Annotated in this window: 13 protein-coding genes; 5 read left to right on the plus strand and 8 right to left on the minus strand. The window is 65.3% G+C overall.

Annotation, left to right across the window (positions count from 1 at the left end; translation table 11 throughout):
- Positions 1 to 143: 143 nt before the first annotated feature.
- From AC6LJ2_RS04370 to AC6LJ2_RS04380, 3 genes are all read right to left on the minus strand, one after another.
- Entirely contained in the window at positions 144 to 872 is a 729-nt protein-coding gene (locus AC6LJ2_RS04370) for a class I SAM-dependent methyltransferase (RefSeq protein ID WP_263913044.1), read from the minus strand.
- A 432-nt stretch (positions 873 to 1,304) separates the two neighbouring features.
- Positions 1,305 to 1,826, minus strand: coding sequence for a single-stranded DNA-binding protein (gene ssb / locus AC6LJ2_RS04375; RefSeq protein WP_263913045.1), 522 nt, complete (start codon positions 1,824 to 1,826; stop codon positions 1,305 to 1,307).
- Positions 1,827 to 2,115: 289 nt separating this feature from the next.
- Positions 2,116 to 3,300, minus strand: coding sequence for an MFS transporter (locus AC6LJ2_RS04380; protein ID WP_263913046.1), 1,185 nt, complete (start codon positions 3,298 to 3,300; stop codon positions 2,116 to 2,118).
- A gap of 179 nt (positions 3,301 to 3,479) precedes the next feature.
- Here AC6LJ2_RS04380 and uvrA point away from each other — a divergent pair, with 179 nt between their 5' ends.
- Positions 3,480 to 6,335, plus strand: coding sequence for an excinuclease ABC subunit UvrA (uvrA, locus tag AC6LJ2_RS04385; protein WP_445657852.1), 2,856 nt, complete (start codon positions 3,480 to 3,482; stop codon positions 6,333 to 6,335).
- Between the two features lie 29 nt (positions 6,336 to 6,364).
- A complete protein-coding gene (locus AC6LJ2_RS04390; RefSeq protein WP_263913047.1) occupies positions 6,365 to 7,027 on the plus strand; it encodes a glutathione S-transferase family protein in 663 nt (220 codons plus the stop codon).
- 50 nt (positions 7,028 to 7,077) lie between these two features.
- Here AC6LJ2_RS04390 and AC6LJ2_RS04395 read toward each other — a convergent pair whose 3' ends face one another.
- The 3 genes from AC6LJ2_RS04395 to AC6LJ2_RS04405 are packed head-to-tail and all read right to left on the minus strand — an operon-like array spanning position 7,078 to position 9,943.
- The gene (locus tag AC6LJ2_RS04395; RefSeq protein WP_263913048.1) at positions 7,078 to 8,205 is read right to left on the minus strand and encodes a deoxyguanosinetriphosphate triphosphohydrolase; all 1,128 of its coding nucleotides are present in this window, start codon (positions 8,203 to 8,205) and stop codon (positions 7,078 to 7,080) included.
- 23 nt (positions 8,206 to 8,228) lie between these two features.
- Positions 8,229 to 9,305 carry a 3-dehydroquinate synthase gene (gene aroB, locus AC6LJ2_RS04400; protein ID WP_263913049.1) on the minus strand — a complete coding sequence of 359 codons (1,077 nt, stop codon included), beginning with the start codon at positions 9,303 to 9,305 and terminating at the stop codon, positions 8,229 to 8,231.
- Positions 9,302 to 9,943 carry a shikimate kinase gene (locus tag AC6LJ2_RS04405; RefSeq protein ID WP_498150885.1) on the minus strand — a complete coding sequence of 214 codons (642 nt, stop codon included), beginning with the start codon at positions 9,941 to 9,943 and terminating at the stop codon, positions 9,302 to 9,304. The genes aroB and AC6LJ2_RS04405 overlap by 4 nt, the downstream gene beginning before the upstream one ends.
- A gap of 115 nt (positions 9,944 to 10,058) precedes the next feature.
- Between AC6LJ2_RS04405 and AC6LJ2_RS04410 the strand changes: the two genes are divergently transcribed.
- Complete coding sequence (locus AC6LJ2_RS04410) at positions 10,059 to 12,506, plus strand: PBP1A family penicillin-binding protein (protein ID WP_263913050.1); 2,448 nt, start codon at positions 10,059 to 10,061, stop codon at positions 12,504 to 12,506.
- A 49-nt stretch (positions 12,507 to 12,555) separates the two neighbouring features.
- On the opposite strand, the gene cyaY is transcribed toward AC6LJ2_RS04410, so the two are convergent.
- Entirely contained in the window at positions 12,556 to 12,885 is a 330-nt protein-coding gene (gene cyaY, locus AC6LJ2_RS04415; RefSeq protein WP_025136314.1) for an iron donor protein CyaY, read from the minus strand.
- Between the two features lie 55 nt (positions 12,886 to 12,940).
- Between cyaY and lptM the strand changes: the two genes are divergently transcribed.
- On the plus strand, positions 12,941 to 13,108 hold the full coding sequence (gene lptM, locus AC6LJ2_RS04420) for an LPS translocon maturation chaperone LptM (protein ID WP_263913087.1): 168 nt from the start codon (positions 12,941 to 12,943) through the stop codon (positions 13,106 to 13,108).
- Positions 13,105 to 14,397: a diaminopimelate decarboxylase gene (lysA, locus tag AC6LJ2_RS04425; RefSeq protein ID WP_498150886.1), complete on the plus strand. Its 1,293-nt coding sequence runs from the start codon at positions 13,105 to 13,107 to the stop codon at positions 14,395 to 14,397. The genes lptM and lysA overlap by 4 nt, the downstream gene beginning before the upstream one ends.
- A gap of 66 nt (positions 14,398 to 14,463) precedes the next feature.
- Here the strand turns inward: lysA and ccsB are convergent, their stop codons facing one another.
- The gene (gene ccsB / locus AC6LJ2_RS04430; RefSeq protein ID WP_263913088.1) at positions 14,464 to 15,798 is read right to left on the minus strand and encodes a c-type cytochrome biogenesis protein CcsB; all 1,335 of its coding nucleotides are present in this window, start codon (positions 15,796 to 15,798) and stop codon (positions 14,464 to 14,466) included.
- Positions 15,799 to 15,809 lie beyond the last annotated feature (11 nt).

The raw sequence follows: 15,809 nt of genomic DNA on the forward strand, positions 1-15,809 counted from the left end.
AGATAACAAGGTAAATAAAAAAGGCGACTACTGTATTTCTGGTTGGGGCGACGCTGCGGTGTTGCTGAGTTTGCTGCGTCGATGGATGAATCTTACCTACTACTAGATAGACAACGCAAGCGGTTATTGTGAAACCAGATATTTCAGCGTTGCGCGGCCACCAGCAGCATCATGGGCCGGTCCTGCTCTTCGGCCAGCGCCGGCTGCGCGGCAAGCTGGGCGGCAGTAGGCGCCCATTCGTCCAGATGCGCCAGGGTGAAGCCCGCCTTGATCAACAGGTTCACGTAGTCTCCCACGGTGCGATGCTGTTTGATCACACCCTTGGCCAGCCAATCCGTGGTGCGCGGACCCCGCAACGCGTATTGATTCAACGGCCAGATGCGCCGCCCCGACTCGTCCTGAACGAAACCAGGCCGTGCCGGCGCCGTGTAGATCGGATGCTCGGCAGAAAACACGAAGCGCCCACCCGGTTTGAGCGCCTGATGCACCGTGGCAAACAGCGCGGGCAAGCATTCCAGGTAATGCAGCGTCAACGAACTGTAGGCCAGGTCGACGCTTTGGGGCGGTAGCTGCAACTGGTCCAGATCCGCCCGCTGGTACCGGATCGTAGCGCTGCGGGTGGTGTCTCGCGCCCGCGCCAGCATGTTCTCGGATACGTCCAACCCCAACACCTCAGCGGCGCCCTGCTCTTGAGCCCAGCGGCAGAACCAGCCGAAACCGCAGCCCAGGTCAACCACGGCACGGCCTTTGACATCCGGCACCAGCGCCCGTAGCGCAGGCCATTCGGGCGCGCCATCCAGGCCATGCACCGAGCGGGCCATCTGGCTATAGCCTTCAAAGAATTCCGGCGTGTCGTAGATGTTCTGGGTCATTGCTGTTCTCTGGCGGGCTTGAAGGGGCGGGCCTTCCAGCCTACCCCTGTTAACAAGCTGTGGAAAAGCCCTGATTATCGGTGGGCAAACTGTGGAAATGCTGTGCGCAGCCTGTGGACAGCGCACCGATGCATGGCCGGCAAACCCAGATGGGCTGCGGCGATCCAGGCCAGGCTAGTTGAAAAGCCGGAATCCGGGCAGGTAGTTTGCCTGCGTGAACGGATTCCCGCCCACTCATTGCCCGCCCGCCCCCTTGTGCATAACCGGTGGACAAGCCCCGAAAATCGGTGGGCAAGCTGTGGACAGGCTGTGCGTAGCCTGTGGACAGGCGCGGGTACGGTCAAGCAACAGGCACAAAAAAGCCCGGCGGCCGCAAGGCTTGCCGGGCTGTGGTTGATGACGCGCGGTCGGCGCACCATCGTGATGGCGCGATCAGAACGGAATATCGTCGTCCATGTCGGCCAGGTTGGCGCCGCCACCGGCCGGGGCCGATTGGGGAGCCGGACGCTGCTGCGGCGCCGGGCGTTGGGCCGGGGCGCGTTGCTGCGGCTGGCGCGCGGGCGCATCGTCGTAGCCACCGCCGCCGCCGTAGTTGCCGCCACCGCCGCCGCCGTCTTCGCGGCCACCCAGCATCTGCATCTGGTCAGCGACGATTTCGGTGCTGTAGCGGTCGGCGCCGGTGTCCTTGTCTTGCCATTTGCGGGTCTTCAGGCGGCCTTCGATGTACACCGAACGGCCCTTTTTCAGGTATTCGCCGGCGATTTCGGCCAGGCGGTTATACATGACGACACGGTGCCATTCGGTTTCTTCGCGCTTCTCGCCGCTGGCCTTGTCCTTCCAGGACGAGGTGGTGGCGATGGACATGTTGCAGATTGCGGCCCCGTCGGGGCTGTAGCGGACTTCCGGGTCGCGACCCAGGTTGCCCACGAGAATGACTTTGTTAACCGATGCCATGCCGTTGTCCCTCTGTTGTTGACAGCCTGCGCCACGCGTTACCGCGGATACGCCGGCAACAACATAAATAGCAATGTTGAAGACCGGCTTCATGAAACTCGCCGGTCATCATAGCGATGACCGGCGATGCCGGTGAAGCCCTAATTTGGCTTGTATTATCGACGAAAAGCGCCTGCCACGCCAAACCGGAATCGTGACAAAGCTGTCCTGCTCGGGAATCGATTTCAGCGCGGTTGGACACCGTTGGCGGCGCGATCCGCGGCTTTCCGCCCGCGGCAAGGCTCCTCGGCTACGCCAGCGGCTTCAGCGCCCAGGTCACGGCCAGCCACAAGGCCGCCAGCACCGCAGCGCCCACAAACACCGCTCCCGCGCCCGAATGCGAGGCCACCCAGCCGCCCAGCGCGCCGCCCGTGAACAGGCCTGCGGCCTGGGCCGTGTTGTAGAACCCCAGGGCCAGTCCCTTGTAGGCCGGCGGCGCCACCCGCGACACCAGCGACGGCTGCAAGGCTTCGAGCACATTGAACGCTACGAAAAAGCCGGTCAACGCCACTGCCAGGGTGTAAAAACCGTGGCTGGCCGCCGGCAGCAATGCGCACACCAGCACCAGGCCGGCCACCGCCGCACGCAAGGCGCCACGGTGCGCGCGGCGCTTTTCGGCCACGAACACCACCGGCACCATCAACACGAACGAGACCAGGATGACCGGCAGATAGACCTTCCACAATTCGCGAGCGTCCAGCCCGCCCACCTTGGCCAGCAGCGCAGGCACCACCACGAACAGCGACACCTGGATCAGGTGCAGCACGAATACCCCGAAATTGAGCCGCAGCAGGTCGCGATGCGTCAGCACCTGGCGCGGACTGGCCGCCTGCATGCTGCGGGCCTGCGTGCGCGGCACTACCGGCACGACCCAGCGCGCCACGCCCAGGCAGATCACGCCCAGACAGGCGATGGTCCAGAACAGGCCCGACAGCCCCCACCAGCCGACCAGGACGGGCGAAAGCACGAGCGATACCGCAAACGACAGGCCGATCGATCCACCAACCATCGCCATGGCCCGCGTACGGACCTCGTCGCGAGTGGCATCGGCCAGCCAGGCCGTCACCGCGGCCGAAATGGCGCCAGCGCCCTGGATCGCTCGGCCGATGGTGATCCAGAACACGTCGGTCGCCTGGGCACAGACGATGCTGCCCGCCACGAACAGCAGCAGGCCGAAGATCACCACGGGCCGGCGGCCCCAGCGGTCTGACGCCAGGCCGAACGGAATCTGCATGAAAGCCTGGGTCAGGCCATACATGCCCAGGGCCAGGCCCACGCGCGCGGGATCGTCGCCCCCGGGCAAGCCACGGGCGGCGACAGCGAAAACGGGCAACAACAGGAACAACCCCAGCATCCGTGCGGCGAACAGGCCGGCCAGCGCCACGCTGGCGCGGCGCTCGGAAGGGGTCAATTTCAGTTTGGTATCTGCCGGCATGCGGAAATCTAAACGATGACGAGGGCCGCCCGCGCTGACGGTTGTCATGCGCTTGCGGTCTGATCCTGGGCGCCGGGTCCGCATCAAGCCATCTTGGCGAACGCCCCCGTACGGGGGAGGACTCGGCGCGCTATAGTACCAAGTTGGCCTTTGCAACCGCTTAAAAGAGCCCGATAGACGTGACCATACGCATTCGGGGTGCTCGCACCCACAATCTCAAGAACGTCTCGCTGGACCTGCCGCGCCACAAGCTGGTGGTGGTGACGGGCCTGTCCGGCTCGGGCAAGTCCTCGCTGGCGTTCGATACGCTCTACGCGGAAGGGCAGCGGCGCTACGTCGAAAGCCTTTCCGCCTATGCGCGCCAGTTCCTGCAACTGATGGACAAGCCCGACGTGGACCTGATCGAAGGCCTGTCGCCCGCAATCTCCATCGAGCAGAAGGCCGCGGGGCACAATCCGCGCTCCACGGTCGGCACCATCACCGAGATCCACGACTACCTGCGCCTGCTGTATGCGCGGGTGGGTACGCCCTACTGCCCGGACCACGGCCTGCCGTTGCAAGCCCAAAGCGTCAGCCAGATGGTGGACGCGGTGCTGTCCTGGCCGGCAGAGACCCGGCTGGCGGTGCTGGCCCCCATCGCGCGGGGCAAGAAAGGCAGCTTCGAAGACGAATGCGCCAGCCTGCAGGCGCAAGGCTATGTGCGCCTGCGCGTGGACGGCCAGATGGTCGAGATCGACGGCATGGCGCCGCTCAAGAAAACCGAGAAGCACGACATCGACGTGGTGATCGACCGCCTGCGCATCAAGCCCGAAAGCAAGCAGCGCCTGGCCGAAAGCTTCGAAACCGCGCTGCAGCTGGCCGATGGCCGCGCGTTGGCGCTGGACATGGACAGCACCCGCGAACAGGTCTTCTCCAGCCGCTACGCCTGCCCCGTCTGCAGCCACAGCCTGCCGGAACTGGAACCGCGCCTGTTCAGTTTCAACAATCCGATGGGCGCCTGCCCCAGCTGTGACGGCATCGGCCAGGTCGGATTCTTCGACCCCAAGCGCGTGGTCGCCTTTCCCGAACTCAGCCTGGCGGCCGGCGCCATCCGCGGCTGGGACCGCCGCAACGCCTTTACCCATTCGCTTCTGACCAGCCTGGCCGCGCACTACGAATTCGATATCGATGCGCCCTTCGAAGACCTGCCCGAAGCGCTGCGCGACAAGGTGCTGTACGGCTCGGGCGAAGAAGAAATCTCGTTCCTCTACCTGAACGAAAAAGGCCGCAGCACCGTCAAGCGCCACACCTTCGAAGGCGTGATCCCGAACCTGGAACGCCGCTGGCGCGAAACCGATTCGGCCACCGTGCGCGAAGAGCTAGGCAAGTACCGCAACATCAAGACCTGCCCCGATTGCGGCGGCTCGCGCCTGCGGCCCGAGGCCCGCAACGTGCTGATCGGCCACGATCCGCGCGGCGGCGAACGCCACGGCCAGGCCATCTACGAGGTCGAAGCCATGCCGCTGTCGACCTGCCTGACGTGGTTCCGTGACCTGACGCTGACCGGCGCCAAACAGGAGATCGCCCAACGCATCGTGCGCGAGATCGAGGCGCGCCTGAGCTTCCTGAACAACGTCGGCCTGAACTACCTGTCGCTGGACCGCAGCGCCGACACCATTTCCGGCGGAGAGGCGCAGCGCATCCGCCTGGCCAGCCAGATCGGCTCAGGCCTGACCGGCGTCATGTACGTGCTGGACGAACCGTCCATCGGCCTGCACCAGCGCGACAACGACCGCCTCATCGGCACCCTGCAGCACCTGCGCGACCTGGGCAACAGCGTCATCGTGGTCGAACATGACGAAGACATGATCCGCATGGCCGATTGGGTCGTGGACATGGGGCCGGGCGCGGGCGAACATGGCGGTGAAGTCGTGGCGCAAGGCGATCCCGACACCGTGCAGCGCGACCCCAATTCGCTCACGGGCCAGTACCTGAGCGGCAAGCGCGCCATCGCCATTCCGCAGCGCCGTCCAGTCACCGACGACCTGCCCTGGCTGACGCTTACCGGCGCCAGCGGCAACAACCTGAAGACCGTGGATCTGCGCCTGCCCGCGGGCAGGCTGATCTGCGTGACCGGCGTGTCGGGCTCGGGCAAGTCGACCCTGGTCAACGATACGCTGGCCGTGGCGGTGTCGCGGGCGCTGCATCACGCGCAAAGCGAACCCGCTCCGTACGTGGCAATGCAGGGGCTGGAGAACTTCGACAAGATCATCAGCGTCGACCAAAGCCCCATTGGCCGCACGCCCCGCAGCAACCCGGCCACCTACACCGGCCTGTTCACGCCGATCCGCGAACTGTTCGCGGGCGTGCCCGAAGCGCGCACGCGCGGCTACGATCCCGGCCGCTTCAGCTTCAACGTCAAGGGCGGACGCTGCGAAGCCTGCCAGGGCGACGGCGTGGTCAAGGTGGAAATGCACTTCCTGCCCGACATGTACGTGCCCTGCGACGTCTGCCACGGCAAGCGCTACAACCGCGAAACGCTCGAAATCCGCTACCGCGGCCGCAACATCAGCGAGGTGCTGGACCTGACCGTCGAGCAGGCGCTGGAGTACTTCGAATCTGTGCCGGCCATTGCGCGCAAGCTGCATACGCTGATCGACGTGGGTCTGTCGTATATCCGGCTGGGCCAAAGCGCCACCACGCTGTCCGGCGGTGAAGCCCAGCGCGTCAAGCTGTCTCAGGAACTATCGCGGCGCAGCACCGGCCGCACGCTGTACATCCTGGACGAACCCACCACCGGCCTGCATTTCCGCGACATCGAACTGCTGCTGCAAGTGTTGAACCAGCTGGTGGACAGCGGCAATACGGTGCTCATCATCGAACACAACCTGGACGTCATCAAGACGGCGGACTGGCTGGTCGACATGGGCCCCGAGGGGGGCGACGGCGGCGGCCGCGTGGTGGCACAAGGCACCCCCGAAGACGTCGCCGACGCCCCGGGCAGCCATACGGGACACTATCTGGGCAAACTGCTGCGCCGCACGCCTGGCGCTTGACGGGCGCGGCGCCACAAAGGGGAAACGGCATGTACACCTTGATCATCGGCAACAAGAACTATTCGTCGTGGTCCTTGCGCCCCTGGCTCGCCCTGCGCGCCACCGGTGTCGCTTTCACCGAGCAAAAGCTGGGCTTGTTCACTGAGGACTTCGCCCGCAGCCTGGGCCCGCTGACCCCAGCCGGCCTGGTGCCGGTGCTGCTGGACGGCGAATTCGCCGTGTGGGATTCGCTGGCCATCTGCGAATACGTCGCCGAGCAACACCCCAAGGCCCGCCTGTGGCCGCAGGATGCCCACGCCCGCGCTCGAGCGCGCTCGCTGTCCGCCCAGATGCACAGCGGCTTTGGCGCCCTGCGCCAGGCCCTGCCCATGAACATCGAAGCCCATCTGCCCGGCATCGACATTCCGCAAGCCGCGCGCCAGGACATCTCGCGCATGCATGCCATCTGGCAAGACACGCGTGCCGAATTCGGCCAGGGTGGGCCGTTCCTGTTCGGTGCGTTCTCGATCGCCGACGCGTTCTTCGCGCCGGTCGTGTCCCGCTTCACCACCTATGGCATCACTGCGGCCGGCCCGGTGCGCGACTACATGGATGCCGTGCTGGCGCTGCCAGCGATGCAGGAATGGATGCGCGATGCGCGCGCCGAGGCCACCTTCGTCGAAGCCGACGAACCTTACCGCAAGCATCGCTGAAACGGGGGGCCGGACGGCTTGCCCTTGCGGCAAACCGTCAGCGGTCTGGACTACGCCATGTCGAACAGGCGCTTGTGCTCGCGAATGGCGTAGCGGTCGGTCATGCCGGCGATGTAGTCCGCAATGGCACGGGCCTGCTCGTTGAAGGCGGCACGACGATAGTCCGGCGGCAACAGGCGCGGGTCATCCAGGAAGGCCGCGAACAGTTCACGCACGATGCGCCGCGCCTTGGTGGTCATGCGCAGCACCCGATAGTGCCGGTACAGGTTGTCGAACAGGAATTTCTTCAGTTCGTCGGCTTCGCGGCGAATCTCGCCTGAAAAACCCGCCAGCGGCGGCGAGCGGCGCACGTCGTCCGCGCTGGCCGGCGCCACATCGCGAATACGCGCAAGCGAGGTCTGCGTCAGGTCCGTGATCAACGTGTTGATCATGCGGCGGATGGTCTCGGCCACGGCCCGGCGCGAAGCCAGGCCAGGATAACGGTCCAGCACCTGGGCATGGTGCCGCTGGAAAATCGAGACGTCCTGCAATTGTTCGAGCGTGATCAGGCCCGAGCGCAGGCCGTCGTCGATATCGTGATTGTTGTAGGCCACTTCATCGGCCAGGTTGGCCAACTGCGCCTCGAGCGACGGCTGGGTACGCGACAGGAAGCGTTCACCCACGGCGCCCAACTGCCGCGCATGCGCCGCCGAGCAATGTTTGAGGATGCCCTCGCGCGTTTCAAAACACAGGTTCAGGCCATTGAAGTCGGCGTAGCGCTCTTCAAGCTCGTCCACCACCCGCAAGCTCTGCAGGTTGTGCTCGAAACCGCCGGCCTCCGGCGCCAGCTCGCGCATGCAGGCATTGAGCTCGTCCTGGCCCGCATGGCCAAAGGGCGTGTGGCCCAGGTCGTGCGCCAGCGAAATGGCTTCGGTCAGGTCTTCGGACAGCCCCAGGCTGCGGGCAAGCGTGCGCGCGATCTGCGCCACTTCCAGGCTGTGCGTCAGCCGGGTGCGAAACAGGTCGCCTTCGTGGTTCACGAAGACCTGGGTCTTGTATTCCAGCCGCCGAAAGGCGCTTGAATGCACGATGCGGTCGCGATCGCGCTGGAACTCGCTGCGGTTTTCCGGCGGCGGCTCGGCGTAGGTCCGGCCGCGCGATCGGGACGGGTCGGATGCATAGGAAGCCAGTTCTTTCATCTGCGACACCGTCACTCCTGTCGTTACTCGGTGGTTCGGGCCAGCACGGCGCGCACGGCGTCTGCCGGCGCCGCCCGCATCATCGCTTCGCCGATGCGGGTCATGAGCACATAGCGGATTTCGCCGCCTTCGGTCTTTTTGTCGACCTGCATCAGGTCCAGCCAACGGTCGGCGCCCAGGTCGGGCGCCACCACGGGGCAACCGATGGCCGCAACCAGATCGCGAACGCGCGCCACATCGGCGCGCGGAAACCCTGCCACGTCAGCGGACAGCTCGGCGGCCTGCACCATGCCACAGCCCACGGCCTCGCCGTGCAGCCAGGCGCCATAGCCCAGGCCGGCCTCGATGGCGTGGCCGAAGGTATGACCCAGGTTCAGGATCGCGCGCAGGCCGGATTCGCGTTCGTCCTTGCCCACCACCTGCGCCTTCAGTTCGCACGAGCGCCGGATGGCGTAGGCGACGGCTTGGGGATCCAGGCTGCGCAGCTTGGGCGCGTTTTCCTCGCACCAGGTCCAGAACGCCGGGTCCAGGATCAGGCCGTACTTGATGACTTCGGCCAGGCCCGCCGAGATTTCGCGCGCCGGCAGCGTGTTGAGCACGTCGGTATCGATTTCCACTGCCAGCGGCTGGTAGAAAGCCCCGATCATGTTCTTGCCCAGCGGATGGTTCACCGCCGTCTTGCCGCCCACCGACGAATCGACCTGCGCCAGCAGCGTCGTGGGCACCTGCACGAAACGCACGCCGCGCATGTACACCGCGGCGGCAAAACCGGTCATGTCGCCGATCACGCCGCCCCCCAGCGCCACCAGCACGCAGCGCCGGTCCAGACGATGCGTCAGCAGGGCGTCGAAGATCAGGTTCAGCGACTGCCAGTCCTTATAGGACTCGCCGTCGGGCAGTTCGATGCGCAACACCCGCTTGCCGGTGCGTGCCAGCGCGGCCTCGGCGCGTTCGCCGTACAGCGCGGCCACGGTGGGGTTGGTGACCACGGCGATGGCGGTGGCGTCGGCGGGAATGCTCTGGTCCAGGGCGTCCAGGCGGCCCGGCGCGATGCGGATCGGGTACTGGCCGCCCGGGGTGTCGACCTCAACAACGTTCATATCTGCTTCTCGAAGGCTTGTAATTGCGGCAGCAGGGCCTTGACCAGCGTATGGACGGGCATCGAGCCCGTTTCCACCACCAGGTCGGCCACTTCTTTATAGAGGGGTTCGCGCAGGGTCATCAGGTCGCGCAGCGTGCCGCGGGGATCGGCGGTCGCCAGCAGGGGACGGTTGCGGTCGCGGCAAGTACGGCGGAACAATTCGTCCACGCTGGCCCTCAAATAGACCACGATGCCCCGTTGGCGCAAGCGCAGGCGGTTTTCGGTGGCCAGGATGGCGCCACCGCCCGTGGCAAGAATAATGTTGCGCCGTTGGGTACACTCTTCCAAAGCGGCGGACTCCCGGCGACGGAAACCGGCCTCGCCCTCGATTTCGAAGATTACCGGCACCCGTACGCCGCAACGCGCCTCGAGCTCATGATCCAGATCGATAAACTCGCGCCCCAGGGCACGCGCCAGGCCACGGCCGATGGTCGTTTTGCCCGCCCCCATCATCCCTACCAGGAAGACGGGCAGGTCATGCGGCAACGACACGGTCTTGCCTGCGCATTCCGAGGCGCAAGGCAAGTTTTCGGGCGCCTCGCCGGAGGGCGCCAGGTCCGGGTCAGCCTCCGGACATGAGTGAGCGGAAAAGTTCATGACGGCATTATCACATCTGCCGCCAAGTTGCCCGCGCACCACACTGAACTATCTTGTTACAGAAACCGATCCGCCACGCTGAGGCGGGACCGGAGATACCCGTAAAATCGCCGCGATGAGCAAGCCCCAGAATTCCTCCAAAAAAGACAAGCCCGCCAAGAGCGGTTCCCCGATATTGCGATTTTTCGTCAAGACCGGCATTTTCTGTGTCGGCCTGTTCCTGTGCGGCGTGCTGCTGGCAGGGATGGCCCTGGCGCTGGCGTGGCCCAACCTGCCCGACCTGAACGCCATGACGGATTACCGCCCGCGGGTGCCGCTGCGCGTCTATACCGCCGACAAGGTGCTCATCGGTGAATTCGGCGAAGAACGCCGCAACGTGCTGCGCTTCAACGAAATCCCGGACGTCATGAAATCCGCGGTGCTGGCCGCCGAAGACGACCGCTTCTACCAGCACGGGGGCATCGACTGGACGGGCGTGGTGCGGGCAGGCCTGACCAACCTGATCAACATGTCCAAGACGCAGGGCGCCAGCACGATCACCATGCAGGTGGCGCGCAACTTCTACCTGTCGTCCGAAAAGACCTACTCGCGCAAGTTCTATGAACTGCTGCTGACGTTCAAGATCGAATCCGAGCTCACCAAGGACCAGATCCTCGAGCTCTACATGAACCAGATCTACCTGGGGCACCGCGCCTACGGCTTCGCCGCCGCGTCGCGCACGTATTTCGGCAAGCCCCTGTCGGAAGTCACGCCGGCCGAAGCCGCGATGCTGGCCGGCATCCCCAAGGCCCCTTCGCGCTTCAACCCGATTTCCAACCGCCCCCGCGCCGAACTGCGCCAGCGCTACGTGCTGGGCCGCATGCAGTCGCTGGGCTACCTGACCGAACCTGAATACAAGCAGGCGATGGCGCAGCAGATCGTCATGAAGTCGGCGGAAGGCACGCCGGCTGGCGGCTACGCCATCCACGGCGAGTACGTGGCCGAACTGGCCCGCCAGCTGCTGTTCAATGTCTACCAGGACAACGTCTACTCGCGCGGCATCAATATCTACACCACGGTCCAATCCAAGGACCAGGAAGCCGCCTACCGCGCCGTACGCGAAGGCGTGCTGGAGTACACCCGCCGCGCGCCCTACCCCGGCCCCGAAGAGCAGCTCGATCTGCCCCCCGGCACCGAAAACAACCCTCAAGCCCTGGACGAATTCCTGGACGGCGTGTTCGACAAGTTCAGCGACAGCGGCGACCTGCTGACCGCGCTGGTGCTGTCGGCCAGCCCCACCGAGGTCAAGCTGGCCCGCAGCTCGCGCGAAGTCATCACCGTCACCGACAAGAAGGTGCTGGGCGTCGTGGCGCGTGCGCTCAACGACAAAGCCAAGCCCGAACAACGCATCAAGCGTGGTTCCGTGGTCTATATCCGCAAGCTCGGCGACAACTGGGAAATCATCAACCTGCCGTCCGTGCAGGCCGCGTTCGTGGCCCTGTCGCCGCAAGACGGCGCCATCCGCGCCATGGTCGGCGGCTTCGACTTCTACCGCGGAAACTTCAACCGCGTGACGCAAGCCTGGCGCCAGCCGGGTTCGAACATCAAGCCGTTCATCTACGCCGCCTCGCTCGAACGCGGCCTGACGCCGGCCACGCAGATTTCCGACCAGCCGTTCGAACTGACCGCCGCGCAAACGGGCTCCAAGGCCTGGAACCCGAAGAACTACGGCAACCAGTACGAACCCATGCTGACGCTGCGCCAGGGCCTGTACAAGTCCAAGAACATGGTCTCGATCCGCATCCTGCAGGCGATCGGCCCGCAGTACGCACAGGACTACCTGACCCGCTTCGGCTTCGACAAGGCCCGTCAGCCGGCCGTGCTGCCGCTGGCGCTGGGCGCGGGCTCCGTGACCCCGTTGCAACTGGCCGGCGCGTTCTCGGTGTTCGCCAACGGCGGGTATCGCATCACGCCTTACCTGATCGACCGCGTCACCGACAGCAGCGGCAAGATCGTGATGCAGTCCAAGCCCGTCGTGGCGGGCGACGCCGCGGCCCGCGCGATCGATCCGCGCACCGCCTGGATCATGGACGACGTGCTGCGTGGCGTGGCCACCTTCGGCACCGCCGCCCGCGCCCGGGCGCTGCTCAAGCGCAACGACATCGCCGGCAAGACGGGCACCACCAACGAGTCCGTGGACGCCTGGTTCTCGGGCTACACCCCGTCCCTGGTGGCCACCGCCTGGCTGGGCTTTGACCAGCCCAAGTCGCTGGGTTCGCGCGAAACCGGCGGCGGTGTTGCCATGCCGATCTGGGTCGACTACATGCAGGACGTGCTCAAGGGCGTGCCGGAAGAAAAGCCGCGTCCCCGTCCGGATGGCATCATCGTCGAGAACGGCGAATACTATTTCTCGGAATTCCCGCCCGGACAAGCCGTTGCACGCCTGGGCCTGCCACAAGCCGATACGCTGGGCGAATTCCTGAACGGCCTGAACAACGACAGCGGCGCCGACAACCGCATCAAGGTCGGGCCGGGCGTGGGTACGCAGAATGCCCAGCCCTGGTCGCAGAAAATTCCGTTCTGACGGGGAAAAAAAAGGCCGGTTCCTGAGAACCGGCCTTTTTCATTGAGCGCTACAGGCGGATCGTGACGGGCACGCCCGCCGCCGCGGAACAGATCTGGGACAGCGCGTCCGGCAATTTCGGACCGCCTCGGGTATCGTTCCAGTTCTGGCCGTCGTAGCGGTAATGGAAGCCGCCACTGCGCGCGGCCACCCACAGTTCCTGCATGGCGGCCTGGCTGTTCACCACCACGTGGGTATTGTCTTCGAACACCATGGTCAGCACATTGCCGCTGCGGCTGGTTTCGACGTCGACGTCGAGCGAAGCCGCCCAGTCATCGGCCTGGCTTTCGATGCTTTCCAGCACCTGGTCGATCAACGCAAGAAATTCGGTTTCGGTCATAATCGAGCCTGCAAGAATTACGGAGTTCCCAGTGTTCCAATTGGCATTCAGCCGCATGTCTCTTCGCATTGTAGCCACGCTTGTGGCGACCGGCATGGTTGCGGCCTGCGGGTACAAGGGTCCTTTGTACATGCCGACGCCTGACGGCAAGCCGCCACCGCGCACCCAATCCCAGTCTGCGCCCCAAGTGCCGCAGATTCCGGCAGCGCCCTCGCTGCCATGAACGCCGCGTTCCCAGTTCCGCCCGAGCTGGCCGGGCACCCCTACTTCCAGTACCGCAACAACGTGCTGTACGCCGAAGACGTGCCACTGGACCATCTGGCCGAAAAGCTGGGAACGCCGCTCTACGTCTACTCCCGCGCCGCGCTCAAGGGCGCCTGGGACATCTATCGCAGCGCCGTCGGCCAGCGGCCCGTGCTGGTCTGCTACGGCATGAAGGCCAATTCCAACCTGGCCGTTTTGAAGGAATTCGTCCGCCTGGGTGCCGGCTTCGACATCGTCTCAGGCGGCGAACTCAAGCGCGCCCTGGCCGTGGGGGCCGACCCGGCCAAGATCGTGTTCTCAGGCGTGGGCAAGCAAGCCTGGGAAATGCGGGCGGCGCTGGCGGCCGGCGTGTTCTGCTTCAACGTCGAATCCGAGGCCGAACTGCAGCGCCTGTCCGACGTGGCCGAAGAAATGGGCCAGCGCGCCCGGGTGTCGCTGCGCGTCAACCCGGACGTCGACGCGCAGACCCATCCCTATATTTCCACGGGCCTGAAAGAAAACAAATTCGGCATCGCCATCGACGCCGCGCTGGACGCTTACCGCAGCGCCCGTCTGCTGCCGGGGCTGGACATCACCGGCCTGGATTGCCACATCGGGTCACAGCTGACCGACATCAGTCCCTATTTAGATGCCCTGGAAAAGCTGCTCGATCTGGTCGAACAGCTGGACGGTATCGGCATCCGGTTGTCGCACCTGGACCTGGGCGGCGGCCTGGGCATCCGCTACACCGACGAGACCCCACCCTCGCCCAAGGCGCTGCTGGACCAGGTATTCCAGCGCCTGCAGGCCCGCGGCCAAGGTCACCTGCACGTGGTGCTGGAACCCGGTCGGTCGCTGATCGGCAATGCCGGCGTGCTGTTGACCACCGTGCAGTACCTCAAGCACAACGAAGCACACAATTTCGCCATCGTCGATGCCGGCATGAACGACCTGCTGCGGCCGGCGCTGTACGAGGCCTGGCACGGAGTGCGCCCCCTGCGGCCGCGCGGCGGCGATGCCACCGAATACGACATCGTCGGCCCGGTCTGCGAAAGCGCCGACTGGCTGGCCAGACAGCGCGTGCTGGCCCTCGAACAGGGCGATGTGCTGGCGCTGGAATCGGCCGGCGCCTACGGCATGACCATGGCCGGCAACTACAACACGCGCCCCCGCGCGGCCGAAGTCATGGTCGACGGCGACCACTATCACGTCGTACGTCAACGCGAGACGCTGGACGACCTGCTGCGCGCAGAGTCGACGCTGCCCTGAGCTGCGCGCCATCCGCATACGAAAAAGGCCCCGTCGTCGGGGCCTTTTTCGTTGGGAGTGACGACGTCAGAGCTGACCGTAGGAATGCAGGCCCGACAGGAACATGTTCACGCCCAGGAAGGCGAAGCCCGTGATCAACAGGCCCGTCAGCGCCCAGTAGGCCGCCATGGTGCCGCGCAGGCCCTTGATCAGGCGCATGTGCAGCCAGGCCGCGTAGTTCAGCCAGACGATCAGCGCCCAGGTTTCCTTGGGGTCCCATTGCCAGTACGCGCCCCAGGCATCGGCTGCCCACAGCGCGCCCAGGATGGTGGCCACGGTGAAGAAGGCGAAACCGATGGCGATGGCGCGATACATGATGTCGTCCAGCACCTCCAAAGGCGGCAGCGCGGCGGCAATATGGCGCCGGCCCAGCAGGATCGCGCCCACGATCACGGCGCCGATACCGAAATACAGCATCCAGGTGGCCGACAGCCCATCGGTGCGGAACACCATCGGTTCGGCGCACAGCAGCACGCCCAGCACGAACAGCGGCGCCAGTTTCAACCAGGACGTGGTCTGCCCATGCTGCTTGACCAGGTAGGCAAAGCCGACCATGGCCGCCAGCGAGAACGTGCCGTAGCCGATGAAATTGGCCGGCACGTGCAGCTTCATCCACCAGCTCTTGAGCGCCGGCACCAGCGGCTGGATCTGCCCGGCATCGCGCGTGAACGAATACCAGAGCAGGAACACCACGGCCGAGGTCACCACCAGCAGCACGAAGCCGCCCAGCGCACGGGTCTTGTATTTGCGTTCGTAGTACAGGTAGAACAGCGCCGTGATCAGCGAGAACAGGACAAACACTTCATACAGGTTGCTGACCGGGATGTGACCCAGGTCCGGGCCCATCAAGTGGCCTTCACGCCAACGCACGAGCAAGCCCGTCACACCCGCGAACACCGCCCCCCAGGTCAGGGCGGTGCCCAGCCACGCGGCCGTCGGGCTGAATACGCCGATCCAGTAGCAGACCATGGCCAGCGCGAACAGCGCGCTCATCCAGAGAATGGCCGACTGCGACGAGAACAGGTACTTCAGGAAGAACACCTGCTCGGCCCGTGCCAGGTCGTTGCCGTAGAGCATCAGCGCCAGGCCGGCCGCGATGGCACAGGCCACCATCAGGCGGCGCAAGGGGCGCCACAGCCAGCCCAGCCAGGCCAGCGCGGGCACCGTACCGCACAGGATGATCTTCTCGTAGTAGTCCATGGCGCCGGCGTAGCGGGTCAGCGCAAAGCCCGCCCCCACCGCCAGCAACAGGAAGAAGACGACGTCGGTCCAGTCGGGTTTGCCGCGTTGTGCGCGGTTGTCACCGGTTTCGGACAGGCTTTCGTCCCAGGAGCTGCCTGGCGAAGCCGCATGCACGGGCATGTCGGGCGTAG

Source organism: Achromobacter sp. 1014246743 (genome assembly GCF_059760725.1).